This is a genomic window from Polyangium spumosum (genome assembly GCF_009649845.1).
Taxonomy (GTDB): Bacteria; Myxococcota_A; Polyangia; order Polyangiales; family Polyangiaceae; genus Polyangium; species Polyangium spumosum.
The window spans coordinates 898,081-918,416 of record NZ_WJIE01000003.1; the positions used below are offsets into that span (position 1 = coordinate 898,081).

Sequence of the window (20,336 nt, forward strand, 5' to 3'; positions counted from 1 at the left end):
TCAGCGCCTACCCGGCATCGAGAGCACGCGCCCGAGCGCCAGCGCCACGAGCGCGAGCGGGTTCGTCTCGTACTGATCCTGCTGCCCACGCGCCTCGGCGATGACCACGGCGCGGAAGCGCGAAAAGAGCGGCAGCTTCGCCTCGAGCTCCTCCGACAGATAACACGGGATCGCCGCCGACGCGCCCTCGGGCACCATCGCCGACCGGATGCGCTTCTCCCCCAGGATCACGCGCTTCTGATAGCTGCGTTGTTCGAGCAGCACCCGCTCGACGTTCTGGTCGAGGTAATTCGTGGGCAACGTCCGGTTCGCCTGCACGAACGCCTCGCGCAGCCGGATCGTCATGCCCTCGGCCGCGAGCGCCGTGCATTTCCAGTCCGACCCCACCAGCTCGTTCGCCGCGTCGAGCGTCTCGCGCAGCCGTTTGTCCGCCCCCGCGAGCGGCGACGTCACCGCGATCGTCGCCTTCAGCGTCTGCACCTCGTGGAAGAAGAGCTGCACCTCGCCCGAGACCACCACGAGCGGCGGCGTGATCGCCCCCTCCTCGTCGATCGACTCCACCATCACGCGCGACACGCCGTCGGCGTCGACCGGCTGGACACGCCGCAGCACCCGCAGGACATCGCGCCGATCCTTGATCTCTTGCTTCGGCTGCTGCGTGTCTTCGAGCGTGAGCCACGCGCCCTGGCTCTCGCCGTCGCGCAGCTCGCTCGCGAAGCTCGCCTGCGCGCGCACCCGCTTGGGCGCGGCCTTGTCGAACCAGAGCAGGTCGACGTACGGGTCCGTCGGCGAGAACCGGGGCGCGCTCCGCGGCGAGACGCTCGGCGCGGGCGGGGCGGGCTCGACGGCGACCGGCTCGACGGCGGACGGCACGCTCTCGGCGACGACACGTTGCCCGATCGAGACCCGCGCGGCGGACTCGACCGCGCTCGGCGGGCTCGGGGTCCACGCCGGGGCGGGCGGCACGGGGGCGGGCGGCGGCGGCGCCATGACGGGCAGGTCGGGCGACGACGGCCAGCGGGCCGGGGGCGCGCTCGGCGGCGCGGGCGCGACCGCGGGCGGGGCTGGGGTCGCGGGCGTCAGGGAGGCGAAGGGCAAACCCGCGAGCGCGCTCGGCGGACGCACGGAGCCCGGCGAGGCCGACTCGGGCGCGCCCTGCATGAAGGGCATCACCTGCCGTGCGGCCTCGATCGGCCGGACGATCGTCGCCTCCGACGGGTCCATGGTCATGGTGAGGGGCCGCCGCGGCTTCTCGCTCGCGGGCGCGGGCGGCGCGGCGGGCGGCGCGGGCGGCGGCGCGGCGGCGCGGGGTTCTTCGAGGCTCACGGTGATCCGCCCCTGCTCGTGGGGGTGCGCGAGGCTCAGCCGTCCTCGCCAGACGAGCGTGCAGAGGCCCCGCTCGGTGTCGATCCACATCGAATCGGCCGTGAGCGTGATCTCCTCGCGCCGGCCGGGGGCGCGCTCCGCGACGGCGCGGGGGTTGAGCCCTGGCAGGCTGGTGGCGAGCCGCTCGTGCTCGGGGTGCAGGTTCTCGAGCACGATGCGCTCGTTCCCGCGCAGCTCGCTCACGTTCTGATCACGCGGCGCCACGTTGAAGAAGGACGCGTCGAAGCCCTCCGGCAGGGCCCTCTCGTGCCAGCGCCGCGGGTCCCAGATGCCGGCGTAGGCGCCGAGCTTCTCCATACGCGTGGGCCACGTCGGCGCGAGGGGGCCGAACCCGATGGGCTCGACGAACTCGCCGCGGCGCGTGGGGGTCTTGCCGGGCGGCAGCAGGTTCGGCAGCGGGATCCTGCCGTATCCGTCCCCCGGGCCATTGCAGCGGACGCCGACCGGGTTCCAGGTCCCTGGCCCGCCGCCTGCGCGCTCGTAGCGGAGCGGCATCCGCGTGATGCGGCCCATGTCCTGGATCGTCCCGTCGGCGGCCCACAGCCGATCCCCCGACACCTCGATCGACTTGTCGATGTCGCCCACGATCAAACGCACGTGGAACGACGGCACGGGGACACGACCGGGCGCGAAGGCGTGGCCGACGAGGACGACGTCGGCGCAGGGTTTGTAGGGGGCGAGGTCGCTCGGCGCGTGGAGGCTCCGGGCGGGATCGTCGTCCCAGTAGTTGTCCTCCTCGTTGATCGGCTCCTGCTCGGGGGCGAGCTGGGACGTGCCGGGGAGGAGCACGTAGGTGGCTTTGCACGCGACCGTGAGCACGGGGGCGCCACGCGCCGTGGTCCAGGTCCGCGTGGAGACGCGGAGCGGGCAGGTGGAGACGACGTCCATCGGGGCCGAACCTATCAGATCGAGGGCGCGACGGGGGAGGCTCCGGGCTCAACTTCGACGGGCGTAGCGGCGGTACGCCTCGGCCATCTTGGTGTGGTACTGGTTCGAGGCGTAGTCCTCGCCGTTGTAGCCGAGCGCGAAGGCGGCCCAGTTCTTCGTGATGAGGTGGCGGGTGAGGCGCTTGTCGCGGCAGAAGCCGAGGAAGGCGCGCATGTGTTGCGCCTCGGAGACGAACATGTCCTCCACGAAGGTGCGGACGCTGCGCCAGCCGCACATCTCGTAATTCTCGCCCATCACCTGGAACATGCCCCACGAGCAGCTCTTCGCGGCGGCCTCGGGGTCGAGCGCGAAGGCCTCGCGCAGAACGGCCCACTGGTCCTTGCGATAACTCTCCCTGCGGCGCGGGCTGTCGTACGGGGCGGAGAGGTGCGGGTGCGTCTGGTCGTACCTTCGCGCGGTGTGCTTGCGGAACTTGTGGACCTCGAAGAGGATCTTGGGCCGCTTCTGGGCATCGAAGCCGCTGCGCCCGCCGGACTCGACCTCGGCGACCGCGCGGACGGCAGCGGACTCGCAGCCGAGCTCACGCGCGGCGGCGTCGAAGTCGGACGGGACGAGCTTGAGGGCGAGGCCTTCACCGGGCAGGGTCCAGTCGCTGTTCGGCGAGGTGAGCGGTGGGTTCGAGCTGACGGCGCCGTTTCCCTCGGAGGTCGTGGGACGCGTGTTCGACGCGGGGTTCGCGCTGCTGGTGCCGCCGCCGCCCGAGCCGCCGCCGCCCGTGTCGCCGCCCGCGTTCGTGGGCAGGGAGATGCGCTGTCCGATGGAGATCGCGTTCGGGTTGGTGATCTGCGGGTTGGCCGAGACGATGTCGCGGACGGTCACGCCATTGCGGGACGCGATCTTGCTCAGCGTGTCACCAGGCCGAATGACGTAGTCCATTGGGGGGAGGATACAGCGAGGGAGACGCGCGCCTCAACGGGCTTGGTGGGAGTTTTTACGTTTCCGTGTTCAGGCGAACACAGCTCACATTGAACGCCATTCGATGCAGCTCCACGACCATTCGCGCCTTCTCCGCGGCGGTCGCCTGGAACCCACGGAACACCCGCCGCTTGCCCCTATCGCCTTCGGCCACCTCGGCCTCGGGCACATAGATTCGCCCGTCGCTCCCCAACCCCAGAGGCGCGCGCATGGCCCAGGTGAGGAGCCCCTCGCGCCCACGCCGCGCGATCTCGCGCTGATGGAGCGCGTAACCAACGAAGATCGCCCGTCCCGCGTACATCTCCTGCGAGACATCGTGGCTGTTTATGTAGATCGAGCCGTCGCTGCACAGCATGAGCTCCGTCTCGACACGCGGATCCGGCGCGGGAAGGTCTCGCGTCTTCATGGCTGGCATCGCAGCTCCACTGCAATGATTCCCTCCCGAAGGATCTCCCGCATCGGATCCCCATTCGGGTCCTGCAACAGCAGCGCCACGAGCCCTCGCTGCTCCAGTCGGATCAGGGCCGGCGCGATCTCCCGCGCATAGGACATGTGACAGAGCCGATCACGCAAGCGCTCTGTCGTGACCCGCCCCTCCCTATCTGGCGCCATACGGGACAGCGCGAAATGGACCACGAAGTCCATATATGCGGTGTCTCCGTCCCGTCGCGCGACGAGGGCGTGATGGGCCACCTCGACAGCCGCGCGTTGGTACACGCGAGGGGCCCGGACGAGGGATAGGAGCATGTACTCGGCGTACTCCTGATCCGGGATCACCCCGTGCGACACTTGCGTCACGAAAGCCGACCGCAACGGCGGAACGGGCGGAAGGCATTTGGAGAGGCACGGAGTACCGAAGAACACATACGCCATCGCGTCGGCGAATCGCTGCGCATTGTCGCAAAGACGCGCCCAGACACGTCCACCGTAGGAAACGTGCTTCGACTGGGCAGGCGCGCCCGTGCTGGAGGCTCGTGAATCCGAGGCGACGGCGCCGGACGGCGTGCTCGCCCGAGCTCCCTCCTTCCTGGCGCCGCCGGCTCCGATCGACGAGCCTTTCCATACCTGCGTCGCGCATTCGTCATCTGGGTCGCCCATCGGGGCGGGCGTAGGTGCATCATCCAGGGCGAGCATGGAGACCTCCCTCGGGACACGTGTACGGAAACGAGTCGCGTTCCTCGCGTCCTCAGTTCTCGTATTGGCGAGGGAGCGGACCCGGTGACACAGGTAGGGAGAATTTTTAGAGAGGGGCCGCGGGGCAGCCACCCTTCACGCTGGCGATGTTCGCCGTCACTGGATGTCGATATAGAGCGAATAAAGACAACAAAACGTCACGGCCCGACTCGCATCCTCCGCCGCGAGCCCCCGCGGCGTCCCCCCGCCGCTCGCGCACGCGCCCGGCACATATTCGAGGTCCGTGATCGCCTTCGCGCCGATGGCTCGGCCGGGCGTGACGACGTTGATACATTTTTCGTAACCGGAGGCGAGGCCGCCTTGCTCGAACTGTGACGTGCACGCCTCGTCGTTGTAGAGTCGGATCGAAGCCTTGCACCCGCCTCCCTCGGGCGGCCCGCACGCGCAGTCCTCGCACCCGCGATCGTCGATCACGTCCTCCGGAGACCCCACGTACCAGGCAAAACGATAATTCATCGGGCAATCCTCCGGCGAGAACGTCCCTTCCCGATGCACGCATTGCAGATACGGCAGGCCCGGATCCGCCACACACGATTTCTTCGTCGAATTGCACGAGTCATCATCCAGGTTCGCCGTACACCCGAGCATCGCCGTCTTCCACTCGGTCTTCGTCGTGAAATCCGGCGTCGCCTTCACCGGCTGACACGGCTCCTCCGTCGTCGGCCCCGGCAGCGCGGAGACCACGACCGACTGCGCGCACGGCTCCCCGCCGCAATCAGCCCCCGCCGGAAGAGCGTTCGCGCTGGTGCACGAGCCGTCCCACCCGGCGGGTCCGTCGAAAGGGACGGACATCACTCCACTCTCCGCGCACGTCCCCGCGCGCACCTCGATCGACGCCGGAAGCTCCGTGCACGTCCCCGAGGAGGGCCCGCATTCACACGGCTCGCATTCGGCCGGCGGCGCGTCGAGGTCGGCATGGAGGCGGAACTGCTCGACCATGCCCGGGGGACACACGAGCGGCGGATCCCCCTTCTTCGGCGTCGTCGCGACCAAGAGCGCGATCGGCTCCTTGCTCCACAGCCCCGCCTGCTGCTCCCCGCCCTCCGGGACGGGCACGCATCGGCCCGCGCCGCCCTGGCAGGACGTCGGATCCTCGTTGGAGGCGGTCGCATCCAGGCCGAGATCGCCGTCGTCGCCCGCGTCGGCCGCGTCCGTGCCGGCGTCCGGCTCCGGATCGACGCACCGGTTGTAGACCGCAAACGGGTCGGGGTTGCACTCCACGAGGCCGAATTCCTCCGGCGCCGAGCACGCGCCGACGACCACAAAGCCAACCGTAAACAGAAGCGCCATCGTCTTTTTCATGTTCAAAACTCCCATCCGCCGCCCACCTGGACACTCATCATGACAGGGGGTTGAGAAGCGATGATTTCATCGCGCAATCCGATCTTGACACCGCTCGGCAGGCCGAGGATCTCGAAGGACCCTTCCAGCGAATAGCTCCGCCCAAGGCGAGCCTTTGCCCCGAGCCGGCCGCCGAGCCCAGGCCTGAAGTAGACGAACTCCTCCGGCAAGAAGCTCGCCTCCGAGGCCACCATCCGCAACATGCCCAGGTGCCCCACCGCGCACCCGAAGGCCCACTTGTAGTGCCCGCACAACGTCGCGAGCCCCCCGGCCGTCATCGCGCTGATCGGCGCTCCGCCTACCCCTGTCGGGAGCCACGCGGCTCGCCCCTCCGCCCCGATCGACAACCAGGCGTTCGGCCGATACCTCGCGCCAATCACGGGCCCCACCGCGGGAGTCCACGACATCACCCCGAACACCATGACCGGCCCCGCGTACACCGATCCCCGCCCCTCGCTCCGCGCCTCCTCCCCCTCCACGCCCCCGCGGATCGGCTCCGCCTTGGGCGGTTCGTCCTCCGGCGGCAGCTCCGGGTTCGCGGCGAGGTCGACCTTGCGCCGCCGCAAGAGCCGCTCGGGCGTCTCGATCGGCGTGAACGTCGGCAGCGCCCGCAGCACGAGCGTGTACTGCATCGTCCCGCCCTTGATCGCGTTGAAATCGATCACCGCGTCCTCGAACCCCTTCAAGCTCGCCCGCAGCTCGTGCGCGCCGGGCGGCACGAAAAGCGTGAACCCCGTCAGCCCGTCGCGGTTCTTCGGCGCCCCGTCGAGCGTCACCCGCGCGTGCGCCTCGCTCACCGTCACCTCCAGCCGGCACACCTCGGCGCGCGCCTTGTCGTACGCCGTGAGCCACGCGTGCCGCTCCTCGGCCGATACGCCTTGCCCGCGGTCGATCGCGTCGAGCAGCAGATCCGCGGCCTGTATCGGGTTGCCGAGCAAAACGAGCAGGGCCCCGAGCCGGCCGCCGACGATCGGGTCGTCCTTCATCTTGAACGCCTCCGCGTACGCCATCACGGCCTCGGCGAGCTTGCCCGCGGCGCGCTCCCGGTCGCCCTTCGAGACCAGCGCCGTGAAGCGCGCGCCTTGCAAGGTCTCGTCGAGCGCGGCGGAGTTCTTCGGCGGAGGGTTCTCATCAGCCTGCGCGACGCCCGCGGAGGCGAGGAGGACGAGCGGGATGCCGAGGAGGTAACGCATGCGGCGAGGGTACAGGAACGGGACAAACCTGACAAGGACCGGCGAGCAGAGCCGCGGGGTCGTGGTCAGCGGTCTCGACGACGAAGCCGCGTAGGTGCAGGAGATGTCATTCCGTTCGCGGCTTTGCCTTCGCCTTGCGGCGAGCCTCTTGACGTTCACGGCGCTCGCACTTGGCGTCGACGAGCTTCGTTTCTTCGTCCAAGAGCATTTTTTCGAGCCGTTGTTGAAACGCGCGCCCGTACGTCCAGGTCACGAACGGGGAAAACCCCGTATAATCTTTTCTAGCCCCTTCCAATCGAAGCGGAATCCCGCTTCGCTCGAGGTCGTAGTGAATGCCTTGAATGGTGTTTTGGAGCGCGGCCATGGACTCGTTGCTGTGACCAAATCGAATCGAGTCATCGCCCAATCCCTCGATGACATACGGGCATCTCCACTCCTCGGCGCCAGGGGGCCATTCAGGGGAGCCGATACGGACCACGACGATGCCCCCGACGGCGTCGCGTCGCTCGAGACGGCGCTCGGCGATCCATCGTATTCGTTTGGTCTTCGTTGTTTTCGCGCTAGCGGGCATGTTTCACCTACCGAATAGATTCCGGCACCAGTTTCGCTTCTCTTGCTCGCTCATTGATGTCTTGCTCCAGCATTCCTGCGCATCGTATGGATCCGGCAATTTCTCCGCTACTGCTCGACAAAACTCCTTCCACATATATTCTCCACCCGCGGCAGCATCCAGGCAGCGGTTCAGGTTCGGATTGGGCCGCCGCTTCGCCGCCTCCGCGATCTCCCCGGTCATCTCCACCGCCGCGACGATCGCCACGGCGGTGGGTCCCACCTCGATGACGAGCTCGGCGAGCGCGATCCACACGACCAAGAGCGCCCCCGGGTGCCCGACGAGCCCACGCTCGGCCGCCGCCTGCCCGTTCGTCGACGCGGGCGAGTCGGGCAAACGCAGCTCGCGCAGCCTGACGAGCTCCTCCGGGACGGTCATGGCTCGCAGCGCGATCCGCATGCATATCGCGAGCTCTTCATGGGGCACGCCTTTGCTCTTGACATCCACCACGTGGCCGTTTTCGTCGACCGTCAACGCGGCGGCGAACGTGAATTGCCCTCGGGGAAGGGCACTGCCGAACTCATCGACACATTCGCGCAGCCGCTCCGCCGTCGCGTCCGGCAAGCGCGGGCGGTCTTCCTGCTGCACGGGATAACGAATCTTGGCACCGCAGCCGAGCGGCAAGAGCGCCGCCGGCGCGCAGCCAAGGAGCCCGAGGGTGAGGAGGGTTCGTGCACACGGAGACGCCATCCACGGAAGGCGACCAGACGTCTCCGCTGGCTGTCAACGGTCAGCGGTCCCCACGACGCAGCAGCGTGAGTCCGGTCGTATCGATCACCGGCGCGCCTCGTCGAGCCGCCGCGTGCTTTTCCCCGGAATGGGTTCGCCCCTTTGCTGGGCCAGGAGCTCGTCACGGAGCTTGTGCAGGGGTTCGAGGTGGTATTCGAAAAATTCCGTGTCGCTCTGCGTCGCCCTCGCTTCTTCGAGCCCCCGCTCGAGCTCCGCGATGAGCGGTAAAAGCACGGCGAGCCCCTCCTCGGGGTTCTCGTCGTACCGACAGCAGTCCGCATAAAACCAGCTCATGGTATATTCTCGTTCCCTGTTCGAGAAGCCGAGGCGAACCATGTCCTTCCAGGCCTCGCGGCAGACCTCGAGGGGGGGGCGCTTCGATTGCGCGAGCGTGAGGATCAGCTCGGCGATGCGTCGCCTCGTCTCGAGCACGTGGAAGTCAGTGTCGCATCCACGCACCACGAACTCCGCCTCGAGCCGGCGGAAGTCGTCCACGCCCTGGGCGAAGCTTCGCTCCTTGTCCAGAGACTTGACCAAGAGGCGGCCGCTGGCGTTGCAGAACGCCAACTCCTCCCCCACCATGTCTCCGCCGGATTCCCGCTCACCGCTCATTTACATCTCTCCCATTTGGACATCATGATCTTGTCGGGCCATTTGCCGTTCCCCTTGCATTTTGCGTGGCACGCGAGGCATATCGAATGTCTCCATACACTCCCCGGTTTGCTTTGTCGCGCCGAGTCGAGGCAGTCGTTCAGAGGCTCTTGACACGGATCATCGTCTTCCTTCCGCACCGTCTTCGCGATCTCCCCGGTCATCTCCACCGCAGCGGCCAGCACGAGGACGGTCGTGCCCACTTCGATGATGACGTCGGCGAGCGCGACGACCACGACCACGGCCACCGCGGGGTGGCCGACGAGCCCAGGCTCGTCCGGCCCCTGCCCGTTCGTTTTCGCGGCCGGCTCGGCCACGCGCAGCGCGCGCACCCGGAGGAGCTCGTCCGGGACCGTCATGCTTCGCAACGCGATCCGCATGCATATCGCGAGCTCCGGATGGGGCACGCCTTTGCTCTTGACATCCACCACGCGGCCCTCTTCGTCGACCTTCACCGTGGCGTCGAACGTGTAATAGCCAGTTCCAAGCTCGCCGCCGAGCTCGTCGACACACGCGCGTACACGCTCCGCGGTGGCGGCGGGGACACGCGGGCGGTCGTCCGCGCGGTCGTGGATCGTGGCCGCGGAGCAGCCGAGCGGGACGAGCGCCAGCGTCGCGCAGCCGAGGAGCCCGAGGGTGAGGAGGGTTCGTGCACACGGAGACGCCATTCCCGGAAGGCGACCAGACGTCTCCGCTTGCTGTCAACGGTCAGCGGTTTCCACGACGCATCAGCGTGAGTCCGGTCGTATCGATCACTGGAGCTGTCGGCGATGGAACCGGCTGCGTGCGGCGCTGCGCCGCGTCGACAGGAAGAGCAGGGCGCGCGGGCAGAAGAGCTGCCGCGTTTGGCACGAGCGCCGCACCCGGACCGCGCACGGCATCCTCCGTATCGTGCCTTGTCTCTTCCGCGACGAGCGCCACCGGCTCCCGAACTCCGAGCCCCGTCCGCGCGAGCGCAGGCGCCGGGCTCGGCCACGGAAAGAGCCCAAACAGAACCACCGTGACGGCCCCACGGCCAGGACGGAGACGCCATAGGCGCCGGGCCAACGTTCGACACCGCTGGAGCCACGAGGCGCGCTCGTCGCCGACGAGCCACACGAGAGGCAGGGCCGCATGGAGGTCGTCTTGCGTGATACGCATCCGCTCACGAAGGAAGCCCCGCGCGCGCTCCAGCCGCTTCTTGGAGGCGGCCTCGGAGATGCCGAGAAGGCGCGCCGCTTCCTCGTGTGATCGCTCCTCGATCGCCACGAGCCAGAGGACCTCGAACAGATCGAGCGGCAACTCCTGGATGGCGCGCGCGAGCTTCTCCGCGAGGTAGCGATAGTGAGCCTGCTCCTCGGGCGACAGCTCGCTCCCGAGCCCCTCCGCGTCCTCGATGCTCGACGTGCACGCGTCACGGGTTCGCCGCGCACGCGCTTGCTCCCGATCGACGTTGTGCGCGACGCCCATCACCCACTTGTCCAGCGCGCTGACGTTCTCGTCGTAACGCTCGGAACACTCGACGATGCGCACGAGCGTGTCCTGCGTGCGGTCCTCCAGCTCCTCGTTCGTCTGGACACGTTTCCGGCTCTGGCTCGCGAGGAAGCGCCGGATGTTGTCTCGAAGCTGGAGCAAGCGTGCAAGGACTCCGGACCGCCCGCCCGCGCGGCCTCCCGTTCTCATGGTCGCAACCCTCCTCACCTGGTATTGGCCGCGCACGTGGAGAGGTGACGAAGATTTTCAGATCGCTCGGGCGCAGGGGCCGCGGCTGCGCTCCTCCGCAGCCAACCCCTTGACGGCCGACCGTGCGCAGACGTACCGTCGCTCCCCACTCGACCCAAGGAAGCACGGACTCCCATGGCGAAAAACACCTACCAAACCTACACCGAAGAGACGCCCCTCGACACGTACCGCGAGGATTTCATCCGTCGCGGCGCCATGTGCGGCGCGCTCGCCCAGCGGTATCCCGGCCTCGCCGCCGTCGGCGCCGAGGCCAACGCCATCGTCGCGGAGATCGACGCCCGCCGGGCTGCATTGCAGAGCGCCGAGGACGATCAGATCCGGGCGCGCGCCATCGAGGACGCCGAGAAGCTCGATGTGGTGGATATCTATACCGAGTTACGGCGAACGATCGCCGTGAAGAGCCCCGAGGATGCGCTCACCCTCTTGCCCGACGCGCCCTCCGCGCTCCGCCGCCTCGGCGCCGCGACGTTCACGGAGCGCACGAGCGCGGCCATCTCGAACCTCCAGACCCTCCCGGTGGACGATCCGCTCCGGGTGGCCTTCCTCGACAAGCTGACGAAGGAGCTCGCGGAGTTCTCGAAGGCCGACAAGAACGAAGACAAGACGCGCCTCGCGCTCCAGAGCGGCAAAGTCGCCCTCACGCTCTACAAGTCCGAGCTTTCGCAGGTCCGCGAGTCGGCGCTGGGCACGATCCAGAGCATCCTCAAGGACCGCGAGAAGACGGCCCTGTTCACGATCCCGTGGCGCAAGACGAGCCGAGCCGGCGCCGCCGCCGCGCCCGAGACGCCCGCGCCCCAAACCACGCCTTGAAGCGCATACGCCCGCGCGGGCGACGGCTCGGGCGCCGGAAAACGCACCCGCGATGGTGCAGGACGTGGTGCAAGCGCCTGCCAATTCCGCCCGCTTCGCTGCAGGAGCGGTCACGCTCGACGGAGCACCTCTCCCGCGTCGGCGCCGGGCTCACCGCAGCCGGCCGATGGAGCCCGACGCGATGCCGCGGAGAGCCCCGCAACCGCCTGAGCTCGACACCGCATCATCGCTCTTCCGCGGGTCAGGGGCTCGTGGACCGCTCCGCGGTATCGCAGGGTCGCGCGTCGGACGTCTGCGTGGAGCTCCGCGCCATGAACTGGGTGGAGCGCGGCGGCCCGTGGCGCCGAGCCGAACTGACGCCACAGCGCACCCGATGGACATCCTGACGACACGGACCCTGCGGTACACCGACGAGGGGGGCGGCGAGGAGGAGAAGGAGGTGGTCCTCACCATCTTCCAGCCCTTCGAACAAGACCCCTGGGACTGGGTGTGCGTGTTCGACTTCGAACCACCCATCAAACCTAGAAATGTGAGGGCGCGCGGGTTCGATCTCATCCGTGCATTTCTGCACTGCCTGACCTATGCGCGCCTCACCTTCGAAACGACGAGCTGGTCGAAGACAGGTCATTGGCAAGGATCACGCGATTGCGGCTTGCCCGCGAAGGCCGAGGGGCCCTTGCCTCTTCAGCCGCCCGAAATCCCACCGCCCGAAAGCAACCCGGGAAGCCTGGAGGTCTTCGCGACCCGAAAGCTCGCCCGTCCCGACGAAACCGGGGCCGCCGCCGAGCTTCTCCTCACCGTCTACGAGCCCTACCCGACAGAGAGCGGCACATGGAAATGCCCCTTCGCTTTTGGTCCAGCCGAGACCACGCCCATTCGCCATGGCATGGGCGCCGACTTCATCGAGGCCGCTCTCGACGGGCTCGCCCTGGCGCGCGCGATCTACGCGAGCATGCTGCCGGAGGGCTGGGCTCCTCCGGAGTCGGGGGATCTGCTCGATTGTGATGACCTCCCGATCAAAATCGGGCGGTCGTTCTCGATGGGTCGGCCGACGCCGTAGCGCCGCGCTCGGGCACGCGGTCGGGACGGAGGCAAATCCGCTGAGCCTCCCGGGAATTCATCGCGGAACGTGTCGCGCGCGCTCTCCAGAAATGACATGCTGCTCCCGTCCGAAGCGATTCACGCGAGGGAGGACAGCATGCAAAAATATGGCTTCACCATTTCCGCGCTGGTCGGGCTCGTAGCCCTCACCGGCTGCAGCGGGACCGAGGATCCGGGCCGCACGACGAACGAGGCCACCGGGCCCACGTATTACAAGGACATCGCGCCCCTCGTGAACGCAGAATGCGCGAGCTGCCATCAGGAGGGCGCCATCGGAGGCTTCTCCCTCACCGACGCCGACGTCGCGGCCGAGATGGCCCCCGCGATGGCGGCGGCGGTCGCGGCCCGCACGATGCCGCCCATGCCCGTCAACAACGACGGCTCGTGCAACACCTTCAAGAACGCGCGGTGGCTCAGCGACGAGCAAATCGCGCTCTTCGAGAGCTGGTCTCGGGCCGGCGCGCCCCTCGGCGACCCCGCGGACGCGCCCCCGCCGCCCGCGCACGAGGTCCCCACGCTCTCGGGCGACATCGTGGAGTTCGACATCGGCGTCGATTACACGCCGAAGCCCGCCGACGACAAACCGGACGATTATCGTTGCTTCATCATCGATCCGGGTATCGACGCCGACGCGTTCATGACCGGATACGACATCCAGCCGGGGGACCGGAAGGTCGTGCACCACGTCGTGCTCTTCTCCCTCGCCGACGCGAATGCCGAGGCCGACGCGGCCGCCATGGACGCAGCCGAGGACGGGCCGGGGTACACGTGCTTCGGCGGCTCCGGCGTGAAGGGGTCTTCGATCATCGCCGCGTGGGCCCCGGGCAGCGGCGCCACGTTCCTCCCCGAGGGCACGGGGATCCGTTATGGAGCCGGCCGCAAGCTCGTGCTGCAGATGCATTACAACGTCCCCGCCATGGGAGGCCCCTTCACCGACCGATCGAAGGTGAAGCTCGCGCTCGCCAAGGACCCCGCGCTCACGCCGGCGTTCCTCGTGCCGACGGGGGCCTTCGAGCTCTCGCTGCCGCCCGGCCAGGAGCGCACGGAGGCCAAGGGCGAGCTGCCGCTGTCGTGGGTCGCCCAGCAATTCAACCTGCCCAGCTTCAACGGGCTGCGCGTCTTCGGCGCCCTGCCCCACATGCACATGGCGGGCCGCACGCTGAGGAGCGTCGCGAAATCGCCGTCCGGCGAGCAATGCATCACCGACGTCGACCGCTGGGATTTCCACTGGCAAGACCTGTGGTGGAACGAGACGCCCCTGGAGGTGAGCGCCGACAGCTCGATCGGAATCACGTGCGCCTACGACACGCGCGGGCGCACGGAGACGACCGTCTTCGGCGAAGGGACGGGCGACGAGATGTGCATCAACATGCTTTACGCGACGGTTTATTGAGGCCGCTCAGCGCTCGCTCAAAGCCTCGACCACGATCTCGCACATATCGTCCCCCCGCAGCGGCGAGCGCGTCTCCTCCACGTGGAAGCGCCCGCCGCCCCCGCCGAAGAGCGCCGCATACGACGCGGCGCTGATCGGGTTCGCCGCGGCGAAATCCACACGGTGGAGGAGCTGCATCACGGCGAGCACCGCGCCCTGCTGGAAAAAGAGGCGGTTGCGCACGGACGCGCCATAACGCGTGCCGTAATAGATGCTCTCCTGCGTGGTCGGGCTCCGCACGACGAGCGACTGGCCCGGGAAAAACTCGACCGAATACCAGCGGCCCCAGCCGAGCACCCGCGCGATCGAGAGCAATTTCTCCAATCGATGCTCGACCGACCCCGTCGCCTTCGACGAGATCGACCACTCCGGCGACGCGAGCACCCCACCGAGCAGATGGAACGCCCCCGCCTGCGCCGCCTCACGCACGAGCGACGCGTACACAGGCACGAGCTCCGGCGTGCGGCTCTCGAGGAGGTGCATCGTGTCGAACGTGATCTGATTGACGTACCCCACCGGCACGAGCGCGAGGCGGACACCAAACGCCCGCACGACGCCCTCCTCGGTCGCCACGAGGTTCCGGATCACCCGCATCGCCGTGGGGATGGCGTGCGGGTACTGCGAGTTCGGCGCGTCGAGCGGCGGCGGCTTGAGCGGCAAGCCCGAGACGACCTGGCGCGTGACCGCGATGCCGAGCCGCGGCCGCTCCGGGCGACGCGCGAGCGTGAAGGCACAAGCCCCGTCGCCCCGCGCCACACACGTGACCTCCTCGGCCTCGAAATGCCCCCAGTCCGAGGGGAACGCGAGGCTCGCCGCCGCCGCCGAGAAGCCCGCCGCGAACGAGTCGACGGGCTGCTTGTGCCGGACCTTCTTGCCGTACTTCTCGGCGTGGCTCGCCCCGTAGAACAGGCCCTCGCCCCGCACCATGCCGCCCTCGGCCGTGACGTCGAAGACGAGCTTGCCGTGGCCCATCGCGGCGAAGAGCGCGCTCGCCGCGTCGAGCCGCGGTTTCGCGCCCTCGACGCTCTCGGCCTTGAAGACCGCCTCGAGCAGCGCATGCGTGCTCTCGAAGGCGGCCTGCTTGCGCACGGCCCAGCCCTCGCCGCCGAGCGCGTCGGAGACCGTCTGGTCGAGGAAGAGCGCGTGGTGGTGGCTCTGGACGTAGACGAGCTGATCACGCAGCGTGAGCAGCGAGTGCGGCTGGAGGTCGCGGACGAGCTCGCCGAGCGCCCTCATAACTTGCTCCGGAGCTCGGCGCGGTCGATGCCGAGGATGTCCTCCGCCGCGGTCTCGACCAAGACCATCGCGTCGGCGCCGAGCGACTCGGGGTGGTCGAGCGCGATCGGCTTGATCCCCGCGCGAAGCGACACACGCAGCCGCACGACGTGCGGGTCGGGCGCGTGCGCGTCGAGGTACGCGAGCAGCTTCGTCGCCCGATCGATCTCCGCCTTCGTGCCCCGCGGCGCCGGGCGCGACGAGCGCACGACGACCGACCCGCTCGCCGGGAACGCGAGCGTACGCGCCGGCTCCTCGTGCTCTTCCTGCTGCGGCTCGGGCTTCGAGACGACGTTCACCGTCGGCGGCGGCGCCGAGACGGCCGGCACACCCGAGGGCGGCGTGATCGACTCCGGCGGCAGCTCCGGCCGGAGCGTGCTGGCGATACGCGCGGCGTGGTAACGGACGAAGCCGAGCGGCACGGTGCTGTCGAAGGAGACCGCGACGACGTGGCTGTGCACGCGCCGGAGCACGATCACGCGGCCGGGCATCTCCAGCGTGATCAGCGGATCGGAGAGGTCGGCCGCGCCCTGATCGAGCAGGGGCGAGGGCGAGAGGAAATCGAGCCTGCGCGCGTGGACCTGGCTCGTCTTGTAGACCTCGCGCAAGCTCTGCGTGATCGCGCCCGCGGTGTAGCCGGATCCCGGGCGGATCCAGGCCGCGTGGAGCTTCGCGTCGGCGATGTGGAACGCGACGATGGCCTCGACGCCGTCGGCGCTCGCGGCGAGCTGCTCGACGAGGGACGCGCCGGCGGGGGCTCCTTTCGGCCGAGCAGGCCGCGCCGTCATGGTCCTCCGGTCCGCAGCGTGTCGCCGAGCGCATGCCGGCAAGCGAGGCGGATGCCCAGAGACTGGTTCGGCGTGAGCGGGCGCGCGCGGTTCAAGCCGACGAAGAAGAGCGTGGGGCCGACCTGAAAGCCGATGAGCTGGAAGCACGGGCCCTCGCCGATGTGCATCTCGAAGGTCGACGAGAGGTTGCCAGGCACGGCCGAGGCGAGCGAGGCGATCGACGAGGCGACGAGGCCCGAGCCCGCGAGCTTCGCCTCGGTGTCACTCACGGCGCCCGCGAGCGGCAAGCCGGCGGCGTCGGCGAGGAAGACGTCGGTCGCGCCCGTGGCTTCGCCGATCCACTGCACGATCCTCTCGCAGCGCTGCACGGGGCTCGTGATGCCCGAGAGGTCCGGCAGCTTCGGCAGGGGCCGCGGCGACTCGCCCGAGCTACCGTCCGCATCGGAGAGCGAGGCCGCGGCCTGCCCGGCGCGCGGGGGCGGCGTGGGGACGTGCGGCGCCGGTGAGGCCTCCGTCGCCGGCGCGGCCGCCCCGGGGTCGAAGGAGACGAGGTCGGCCGGCAGCGGCTCGACGCCCGGCTGCTTCTTCTTGCCCTTGTCCTCGGGCGAGAGCGAGGTCGCGGCCGCGATCGCGTTCGAGAGATCGAAGTCAAACGAGGAGCGGGATCGGGCCATCGTCCTCCTCCGTAGCGCCGCCGCCGTGGGTGTCGAGGCGATCGAGCACGTCGTTCGCGAGCTGATCGAAGACACGCGCGAGCGGCGGCGGGCGCTTCTGCATGAGCAGGAGCGGCGAGCCACGCAGCGAGGCCTCGAGGAAGACCTCGTCGCGCGGGATCACGCTGTCGAGGATGATGCCGCCCGGAAAACGCGTCCAGAGCGTCTCGGCGACCTCGAGCGAGGCGGGCGTCTGCCGATCGAACATGGACAACACGATGCCGAGCAGGGTGAGCCGCGGGTTCTTCTCGGCGCGGACGCGGTCGACGAGCGCGAGGAGCTGGCCGACCGAGCGGAGCGCGAGCGGCTCGGCCTGGAGCGGCGAGAGCACGTGCGTCGCGGCCTCGAGCGCGCGGCTCGTGACCTTGCCGAGGCCGGCGGGGCAGTCGAGCAGCACGAGGTCGAACTCGCTCTCGAGCTTGCTGAGCATGCCGGTGAGCATGCCGGTGCGCGTGAGCGCCTCCTCGAAGCCGGCGACGGTCGTGGGATCGACGCGGCCCACGCTGAGCACGTGGAGCTGCGGATCGCGGGTGCGGAGCAGGACGTTGCCGATGTGCTCGGCGCCCGTGAGCACCTCTGCGATGCCCGGCCGCGCGCGGTCGGGCAGCCCGAGCGAGAGGCAGAGGCTGCCTTGCGCGTCGAGCTCCATGAGCAGCGTGCGGTTGCCGGCCCGGGCGAGGGCAAGACCCAGATTGAGCGAGATCGTGGTCTTACCGACGCCTCCCTTTTGGCTGGCCACGCAGATGACGTGCATGCTTCTCGCGCCATCGTAGCAGGACGCCACGCGAAAAGGTGGGCTGCGAGGGGGACTAGATCAGGCTGATCCGCTTCATCAGCGAGCCGCAGAGATCCGACTGCGGATTTCTTTGACGCTCGATCGCGAGCCCAGCGCGGAAGATCGCGCTCGCGCTTTCCATGTTGCCGAGCACGACGTGACAGACGCCGAGCATCTCGTGATCGGCCGGATCGCCGTGGTTCGACACGAGGTCCGTGAGGGGTGACACAGCGGCGCGGTGGGCCTCGATCATCGGCTCCGTGGGCCGATCGGGGTTCGGCGCGCCTTTCGCCATGATCATGAGCCTGAGCGCGCTCCGCTGGTCCTCCGGCCGATGTTGCCCGAACTCGGGGCTCGAGAAGAGATCGCGGTAGCCCTGGTAGGCCACGTCGAGCTGGCCGTCCCGCCAGTGCTTCACGATGCCCTTGACCGTTTGAACCAGTTCCTCCTTGGTCGCCATTCTGCGAACCATACACAAGAGCAAGCGCGGAGGGGAGCCTGCGAGCACATCCGAGCGCGGGAGGCGTCCGGAACGGGGCGGAGGTCGAGAGGGCGGAAGACGAGAAGCGGGCTAAGCTCCTGCCGGGATGTTCCTCGATTTCCTGTACGAGCTGCGGGCCCGGAAGGTGCCGGTCGGGACGCAGGAGGCGGTGGCGCTCGGCCACGCCCTCAAAAAGGGCCTGCACGACGCGTCGCTGGAGGGTTTTTACCACGTGGCGCGGGCCCTGTGCGTGCACTCCGAGGCCCACCTCGACGACTTCGACCTCGCCTTCGCCAAGACCTTCCGCGGCGTCCACGTGGAGGCGAAGAAGATCGCCGAGGAGCTGCAGGCCTGGCTGCGTGATCCGAAGCAGCTCCGCCAGCTCAGCGAGGAAGAGAAGGCGATGATCGAGGCGCTCGACCTCGAGGAGGTGCTGCGCCAGTTCGAGGAGCGGCTGCGCGAGCAGAAGGAGCGGCACGACGGAGGCAACCGGTGGATCGGCACGGGCGGGACGTCGCCGTTCGGCCGAAACGGCTTCCATCCGTCGGGGATCAGCGTGGGCGGCGGCTCGGGCGGCAAGAGCGCGATCCACACGGCCGACGCGCGCAAGTACCGCTCGTACCGCAGCGACATCACGCTCGACGTGCGCACGATCGAGGTGGCCTTGCGGAAGCTACGCGGCTTCGAGCGCGAGGGCGCGGACGAGGAGCTCGACGTCGAGGGGACGATCGACGCGACGGCGAAAAACGCGGGCGAGCTCGAGGTCGTGACGCGCCCACCGCGGCGGCCGAACACACGCGTCCTCCTGATGATGGACGTCGGCGGCTCGATGGATCCGTACGCGCACGCCGTCTCGCAGCTCTTCAGCGCGGCCAAACGCGCGACACACTGGAAGGAGCTGCGCACGTACTACTTCCACAACTGCGTCTACGGGAAGGTCTACAAGACCGAAGGTTTCCAGGACCCGGTGAGCGTGCGCGACCTCATCCACGAGTGCGGCAAGCACTACAAGCTGGTGATGGTCGGCGACGCGTCGATGGCGCCCTACGAGCTGCTCGGCGCGGCAGGCTGGGGCGAGGACGCGGGCACGCCGGGCGTCGCGTGGCTCGCGATGTTGCGCGAGCACTTCGAACGGAGCGTCTGGCTGAACCCGGATCCGCCGAGCGGCTGGTCACACGGCACGACGCAGGTCGTGAAGGACGTGTTCCCGATGTACCAGCTCACGCTCGAGGGGCTCGGCGAGGCCGTGGCGCAGCTCGTCCGCGGCGGCAAGACGAGGCGCTAGTCCGCGCCCTTCGCGGGCAAGGTGATCCGGAAGAGCGCGCCTCCCGAGGGCGCGGCGAGCGCCTCGATGGTGCCGCCGTGCCCTCGCACGATCGTGCGACACAAGGCGAGCCCGAGCCCCGTGCCCGTCGGCTTGCTGGTGACCGAGGGCTCGAAGAGGCGCGCCGCGATGGCTGGATCGATGCCCGGCCCGTCGTCCTCGACGTCCACGATCACGGCCGCCCCGGCAGCCCACGCGCGCAGGGTGATGCGCCCCGAGGCGCGGCCTTCCAGCGCCTCGCGCGCGTTGAGGAGCAGGTTCACGAGCACCCGCTCGAGCAGGATCGGATCACACGCGACCTCGAGCTCCGGCGGCGTCACGCTCACCTCGATCGTCACGTCCCCCTCGAGGAGCTCGCGCTCCGCGGACGTGACGATCTCCGCGACGGACACGATCTCCTTGCCGAGCGGCTCACCCCGCGCGAGGCCGAGCACGCGGTCGATCACCGCTTGCCCCTTGCGCACCTCGTCCTCCGCGCGGCCGAGGTGGCCTGTGAGGCGCGCGGGATCGTCGGCGTGTCGTCGCGCGAGGTAGAGCGCCGACTCGATCGCAGCGAGCAGGTTCCTGAGCTCGTGGGCGACGCCCGCCCCGAGGACACCTGCGATCACGAGGGCGGCTGCGCGCGCGTCTCGATCGTCCGGATTCGATGCGGTCGTCACGACGCGCGAGCTTAGCGCGGAGCCGACGGCATGAAGCAAGGGTCCCCCGGCGGCGGCGTGGTCCTCGTCGACTCGCTGCCATCACACGCCGACGCCGGGGGACCGATCGAAGCGAAGCAAAGAGAAGAGCGCCCGCGCGCTGCGACGAGGACATCGAGCAAGAGGCGGGCCGCGCCCGCTCGCCCGCGATTCCAAGGTCCCGCCCGCATGCCAGCCGGGGTCTCCCCCTGACAGCGCTGTCGCAGCGGTGGGTCCTCGCGTGCGCAGCGCGCTCTGCCCGGGGCAGAGC

General features: G+C 69.0%; 21 protein-coding genes. 4 read left to right on the plus strand and 17 right to left on the minus strand.

What is annotated here, in order from left to right:
• The 11 genes from GF068_RS46240 to GF068_RS13805 form a co-directional block, all read right to left on the minus strand.
• Nucleotides 1-2,274, minus strand: a complete 2,274-nt coding sequence (locus tag GF068_RS46240) for a DUF2169 family type VI secretion system accessory protein (RefSeq protein ID WP_153819787.1) — start codon at nucleotides 2,272-2,274, stop codon at nucleotides 1-3.
• A 48-nt stretch (nucleotides 2,275-2,322) separates the two neighbouring features.
• Complete coding sequence (locus GF068_RS13760) at nucleotides 2,323-3,210, minus strand: LysM peptidoglycan-binding domain-containing protein (protein ID WP_153819788.1); 888 nt, start codon at nucleotides 3,208-3,210, stop codon at nucleotides 2,323-2,325.
• A 55-nt stretch (nucleotides 3,211-3,265) separates the two neighbouring features.
• Nucleotides 3,266-3,655, minus strand: a complete 390-nt coding sequence (locus tag GF068_RS13765; protein ID WP_153819789.1) for a hypothetical protein — start codon at nucleotides 3,653-3,655, stop codon at nucleotides 3,266-3,268.
• Entirely contained in the window at nucleotides 3,652-4,383 is a 732-nt protein-coding gene (locus GF068_RS13770; protein WP_153819790.1) for a hypothetical protein, read from the minus strand. The genes GF068_RS13765 and GF068_RS13770 overlap by 4 nt, the downstream gene beginning before the upstream one ends.
• Nucleotides 4,384-4,539: 156 nt before the next feature.
• Entirely contained in the window at nucleotides 4,540-5,733 is a 1,194-nt protein-coding gene (locus tag GF068_RS13775; protein WP_170319464.1) for a hypothetical protein, read from the minus strand.
• A 14-nt stretch (nucleotides 5,734-5,747) separates the two neighbouring features.
• A complete protein-coding gene (locus GF068_RS13780; protein WP_153819792.1) occupies nucleotides 5,748-6,977 on the minus strand; it encodes a hypothetical protein in 1,230 nt (409 codons plus the stop codon).
• 106 nt (nucleotides 6,978-7,083) lie between these two features.
• Complete coding sequence (locus tag GF068_RS13785; protein ID WP_153819793.1) at nucleotides 7,084-7,548, minus strand: DUF6968 family protein; 465 nt, start codon at nucleotides 7,546-7,548, stop codon at nucleotides 7,084-7,086.
• Nucleotides 7,549-7,551: 3 nt separating this feature from the next.
• Nucleotides 7,552-8,277 (minus strand): hypothetical protein, encoded by a 726-nt coding sequence (locus GF068_RS13790; protein ID WP_153819794.1) that lies wholly within the window; start codon nucleotides 8,275-8,277, stop codon nucleotides 7,552-7,554.
• Nucleotides 8,278-8,361: 84 nt separating this feature from the next.
• Nucleotides 8,362-8,928 carry a hypothetical protein gene (locus GF068_RS13795; protein ID WP_153819795.1) on the minus strand — a complete coding sequence of 189 codons (567 nt, stop codon included), beginning with the start codon at nucleotides 8,926-8,928 and terminating at the stop codon, nucleotides 8,362-8,364.
• Nucleotides 8,925-9,635, minus strand: a complete 711-nt coding sequence (locus GF068_RS13800; protein WP_153819796.1) for a helix-turn-helix domain-containing protein — start codon at nucleotides 9,633-9,635, stop codon at nucleotides 8,925-8,927. The genes GF068_RS13795 and GF068_RS13800 overlap by 4 nt, the downstream gene beginning before the upstream one ends.
• 40 nt (nucleotides 9,636-9,675) lie before the next feature.
• Complete coding sequence (locus GF068_RS13805; RefSeq protein ID WP_170319465.1) at nucleotides 9,676-10,581, minus strand: RNA polymerase sigma factor; 906 nt, start codon at nucleotides 10,579-10,581, stop codon at nucleotides 9,676-9,678.
• A gap of 222 nt (nucleotides 10,582-10,803) precedes the next feature.
• On the opposite strand from GF068_RS13805, the gene GF068_RS13810 reads away from it, so the two are divergent.
• From GF068_RS13810 to GF068_RS13820, 3 genes are all read left to right on the plus strand, one after another.
• Nucleotides 10,804-11,499: a hypothetical protein gene (locus GF068_RS13810; protein ID WP_153819798.1), complete on the plus strand. Its 696-nt coding sequence runs from the start codon at nucleotides 10,804-10,806 to the stop codon at nucleotides 11,497-11,499.
• Between the two features lie 373 nt (nucleotides 11,500-11,872).
• Nucleotides 11,873-12,559: a DUF6968 family protein gene (locus GF068_RS13815; RefSeq protein WP_153819799.1), complete on the plus strand. Its 687-nt coding sequence runs from the start codon at nucleotides 11,873-11,875 to the stop codon at nucleotides 12,557-12,559.
• 138 nt (nucleotides 12,560-12,697) lie between these two features.
• Nucleotides 12,698-13,993, plus strand: coding sequence for a monooxygenase (locus tag GF068_RS13820; RefSeq protein WP_170319466.1), 1,296 nt, complete (start codon nucleotides 12,698-12,700; stop codon nucleotides 13,991-13,993).
• A gap of 6 nt (nucleotides 13,994-13,999) precedes the next feature.
• Here GF068_RS13820 and GF068_RS13825 read toward each other — a convergent pair whose 3' ends face one another.
• The 5 genes from GF068_RS13825 to GF068_RS13845 are packed head-to-tail and all read right to left on the minus strand — an operon-like array spanning nucleotide 14,000 to nucleotide 18,043.
• Nucleotides 14,000-15,268 (minus strand): hypothetical protein, encoded by a 1,269-nt coding sequence (locus GF068_RS13825; RefSeq protein WP_153819801.1) that lies wholly within the window; start codon nucleotides 15,266-15,268, stop codon nucleotides 14,000-14,002.
• Entirely contained in the window at nucleotides 15,265-16,095 is an 831-nt protein-coding gene (locus GF068_RS13830; RefSeq protein WP_153819802.1) for a hypothetical protein, read from the minus strand. Before GF068_RS13830 ends, GF068_RS13825 begins: the two co-directional genes overlap by 4 nt.
• Nucleotides 16,092-16,769 (minus strand): hypothetical protein, encoded by a 678-nt coding sequence (locus GF068_RS13835; RefSeq protein ID WP_153819803.1) that lies wholly within the window; start codon nucleotides 16,767-16,769, stop codon nucleotides 16,092-16,094. Before GF068_RS13835 ends, GF068_RS13830 begins: the two co-directional genes overlap by 4 nt.
• Complete coding sequence (locus tag GF068_RS13840) at nucleotides 16,744-17,562, minus strand: ParA family protein (RefSeq protein WP_153819804.1); 819 nt, start codon at nucleotides 17,560-17,562, stop codon at nucleotides 16,744-16,746. Before GF068_RS13840 ends, GF068_RS13835 begins: the two co-directional genes overlap by 26 nt.
• A 55-nt stretch (nucleotides 17,563-17,617) precedes the next feature.
• Complete coding sequence (locus GF068_RS13845) at nucleotides 17,618-18,043, minus strand: hypothetical protein (protein ID WP_240806850.1); 426 nt, start codon at nucleotides 18,041-18,043, stop codon at nucleotides 17,618-17,620.
• 127 nt (nucleotides 18,044-18,170) lie between these two features.
• Here GF068_RS13845 and GF068_RS13850 point away from each other — a divergent pair, with 127 nt between their 5' ends.
• Complete coding sequence (locus GF068_RS13850; protein ID WP_153819806.1) at nucleotides 18,171-19,349, plus strand: vWA domain-containing protein; 1,179 nt, start codon at nucleotides 18,171-18,173, stop codon at nucleotides 19,347-19,349.
• Here the strand turns inward: GF068_RS13850 and GF068_RS13855 are convergent.
• Nucleotides 19,346-20,047: a sensor histidine kinase gene (locus GF068_RS13855; RefSeq protein ID WP_338046377.1), complete on the minus strand. Its 702-nt coding sequence runs from the start codon at nucleotides 20,045-20,047 to the stop codon at nucleotides 19,346-19,348. The two genes, GF068_RS13850 and GF068_RS13855, sit on opposite strands and share 4 nt — an antisense overlap.
• Between the last annotated feature and the right edge of the window lie 289 nt (nucleotides 20,048-20,336).

Excerpts from the sequence above, each read along its gene's own strand:
- GF068_RS46240 (WP_153819787.1), bottom strand. The coding sequence starts at position 2,274 with ATGGACGTCGTCTCCACCTGCCCGCTCCGCGTCTCCACGCGGACCTGG.
- GF068_RS13760 (WP_153819788.1), bottom strand. The coding sequence starts at position 3,210 with ATGGACTACGTCATTCGGCCTGGTGACACGCTGAGCAAGATCGCGTCC.
- GF068_RS13765 (WP_153819789.1), bottom strand. The coding sequence starts at position 3,655 with ATGAAGACGCGAGACCTTCCCGCGCCGGATCCGCGTGTCGAGACGGAG.
- GF068_RS13770 (WP_153819790.1), bottom strand. The coding sequence starts at position 4,383 with ATGCTCGCCCTGGATGATGCACCTACGCCCGCCCCGATGGGCGACCCA.
- GF068_RS13775 (WP_170319464.1), bottom strand. The coding sequence starts at position 5,733 with ATGGCGCTTCTGTTTACGGTTGGCTTTGTGGTCGTCGGCGCGTGCTCG.
- GF068_RS13780 (WP_153819792.1), bottom strand. The coding sequence starts at position 6,977 with ATGCGTTACCTCCTCGGCATCCCGCTCGTCCTCCTCGCCTCCGCGGGC.
- GF068_RS13785 (WP_153819793.1), bottom strand. The coding sequence starts at position 7,548 with ATGCCCGCTAGCGCGAAAACAACGAAGACCAAACGAATACGATGGATC.
- GF068_RS13790 (WP_153819794.1), bottom strand. The coding sequence starts at position 8,277 with ATGGCGTCTCCGTGTGCACGAACCCTCCTCACCCTCGGGCTCCTTGGC.
- GF068_RS13795 (WP_153819795.1), bottom strand. The coding sequence starts at position 8,928 with ATGAGCGGTGAGCGGGAATCCGGCGGAGACATGGTGGGGGAGGAGTTG.
- GF068_RS13800 (WP_153819796.1), bottom strand. The coding sequence starts at position 9,635 with ATGGCGTCTCCGTGTGCACGAACCCTCCTCACCCTCGGGCTCCTCGGC.
- GF068_RS13810 (WP_153819798.1), top strand. The coding sequence starts at position 10,804 with ATGGCGAAAAACACCTACCAAACCTACACCGAAGAGACGCCCCTCGAC.
- GF068_RS13815 (WP_153819799.1), top strand. The coding sequence starts at position 11,873 with ATGGACATCCTGACGACACGGACCCTGCGGTACACCGACGAGGGGGGC.
- GF068_RS13820 (WP_170319466.1), top strand. The coding sequence starts at position 12,698 with ATGCAAAAATATGGCTTCACCATTTCCGCGCTGGTCGGGCTCGTAGCC.
- GF068_RS13825 (WP_153819801.1), bottom strand. The coding sequence starts at position 15,268 with ATGAGGGCGCTCGGCGAGCTCGTCCGCGACCTCCAGCCGCACTCGCTG.
- GF068_RS13830 (WP_153819802.1), bottom strand. The coding sequence starts at position 16,095 with ATGACGGCGCGGCCTGCTCGGCCGAAAGGAGCCCCCGCCGGCGCGTCC.
- GF068_RS13835 (WP_153819803.1), bottom strand. The coding sequence starts at position 16,769 with ATGGCCCGATCCCGCTCCTCGTTTGACTTCGATCTCTCGAACGCGATC.
- GF068_RS13840 (WP_153819804.1), bottom strand. The coding sequence starts at position 17,562 with ATGCACGTCATCTGCGTGGCCAGCCAAAAGGGAGGCGTCGGTAAGACC.
- GF068_RS13845 (WP_240806850.1), bottom strand. The coding sequence starts at position 18,043 with ATGGCGACCAAGGAGGAACTGGTTCAAACGGTCAAGGGCATCGTGAAG.
- GF068_RS13850 (WP_153819806.1), top strand. The coding sequence starts at position 18,171 with ATGTTCCTCGATTTCCTGTACGAGCTGCGGGCCCGGAAGGTGCCGGTC.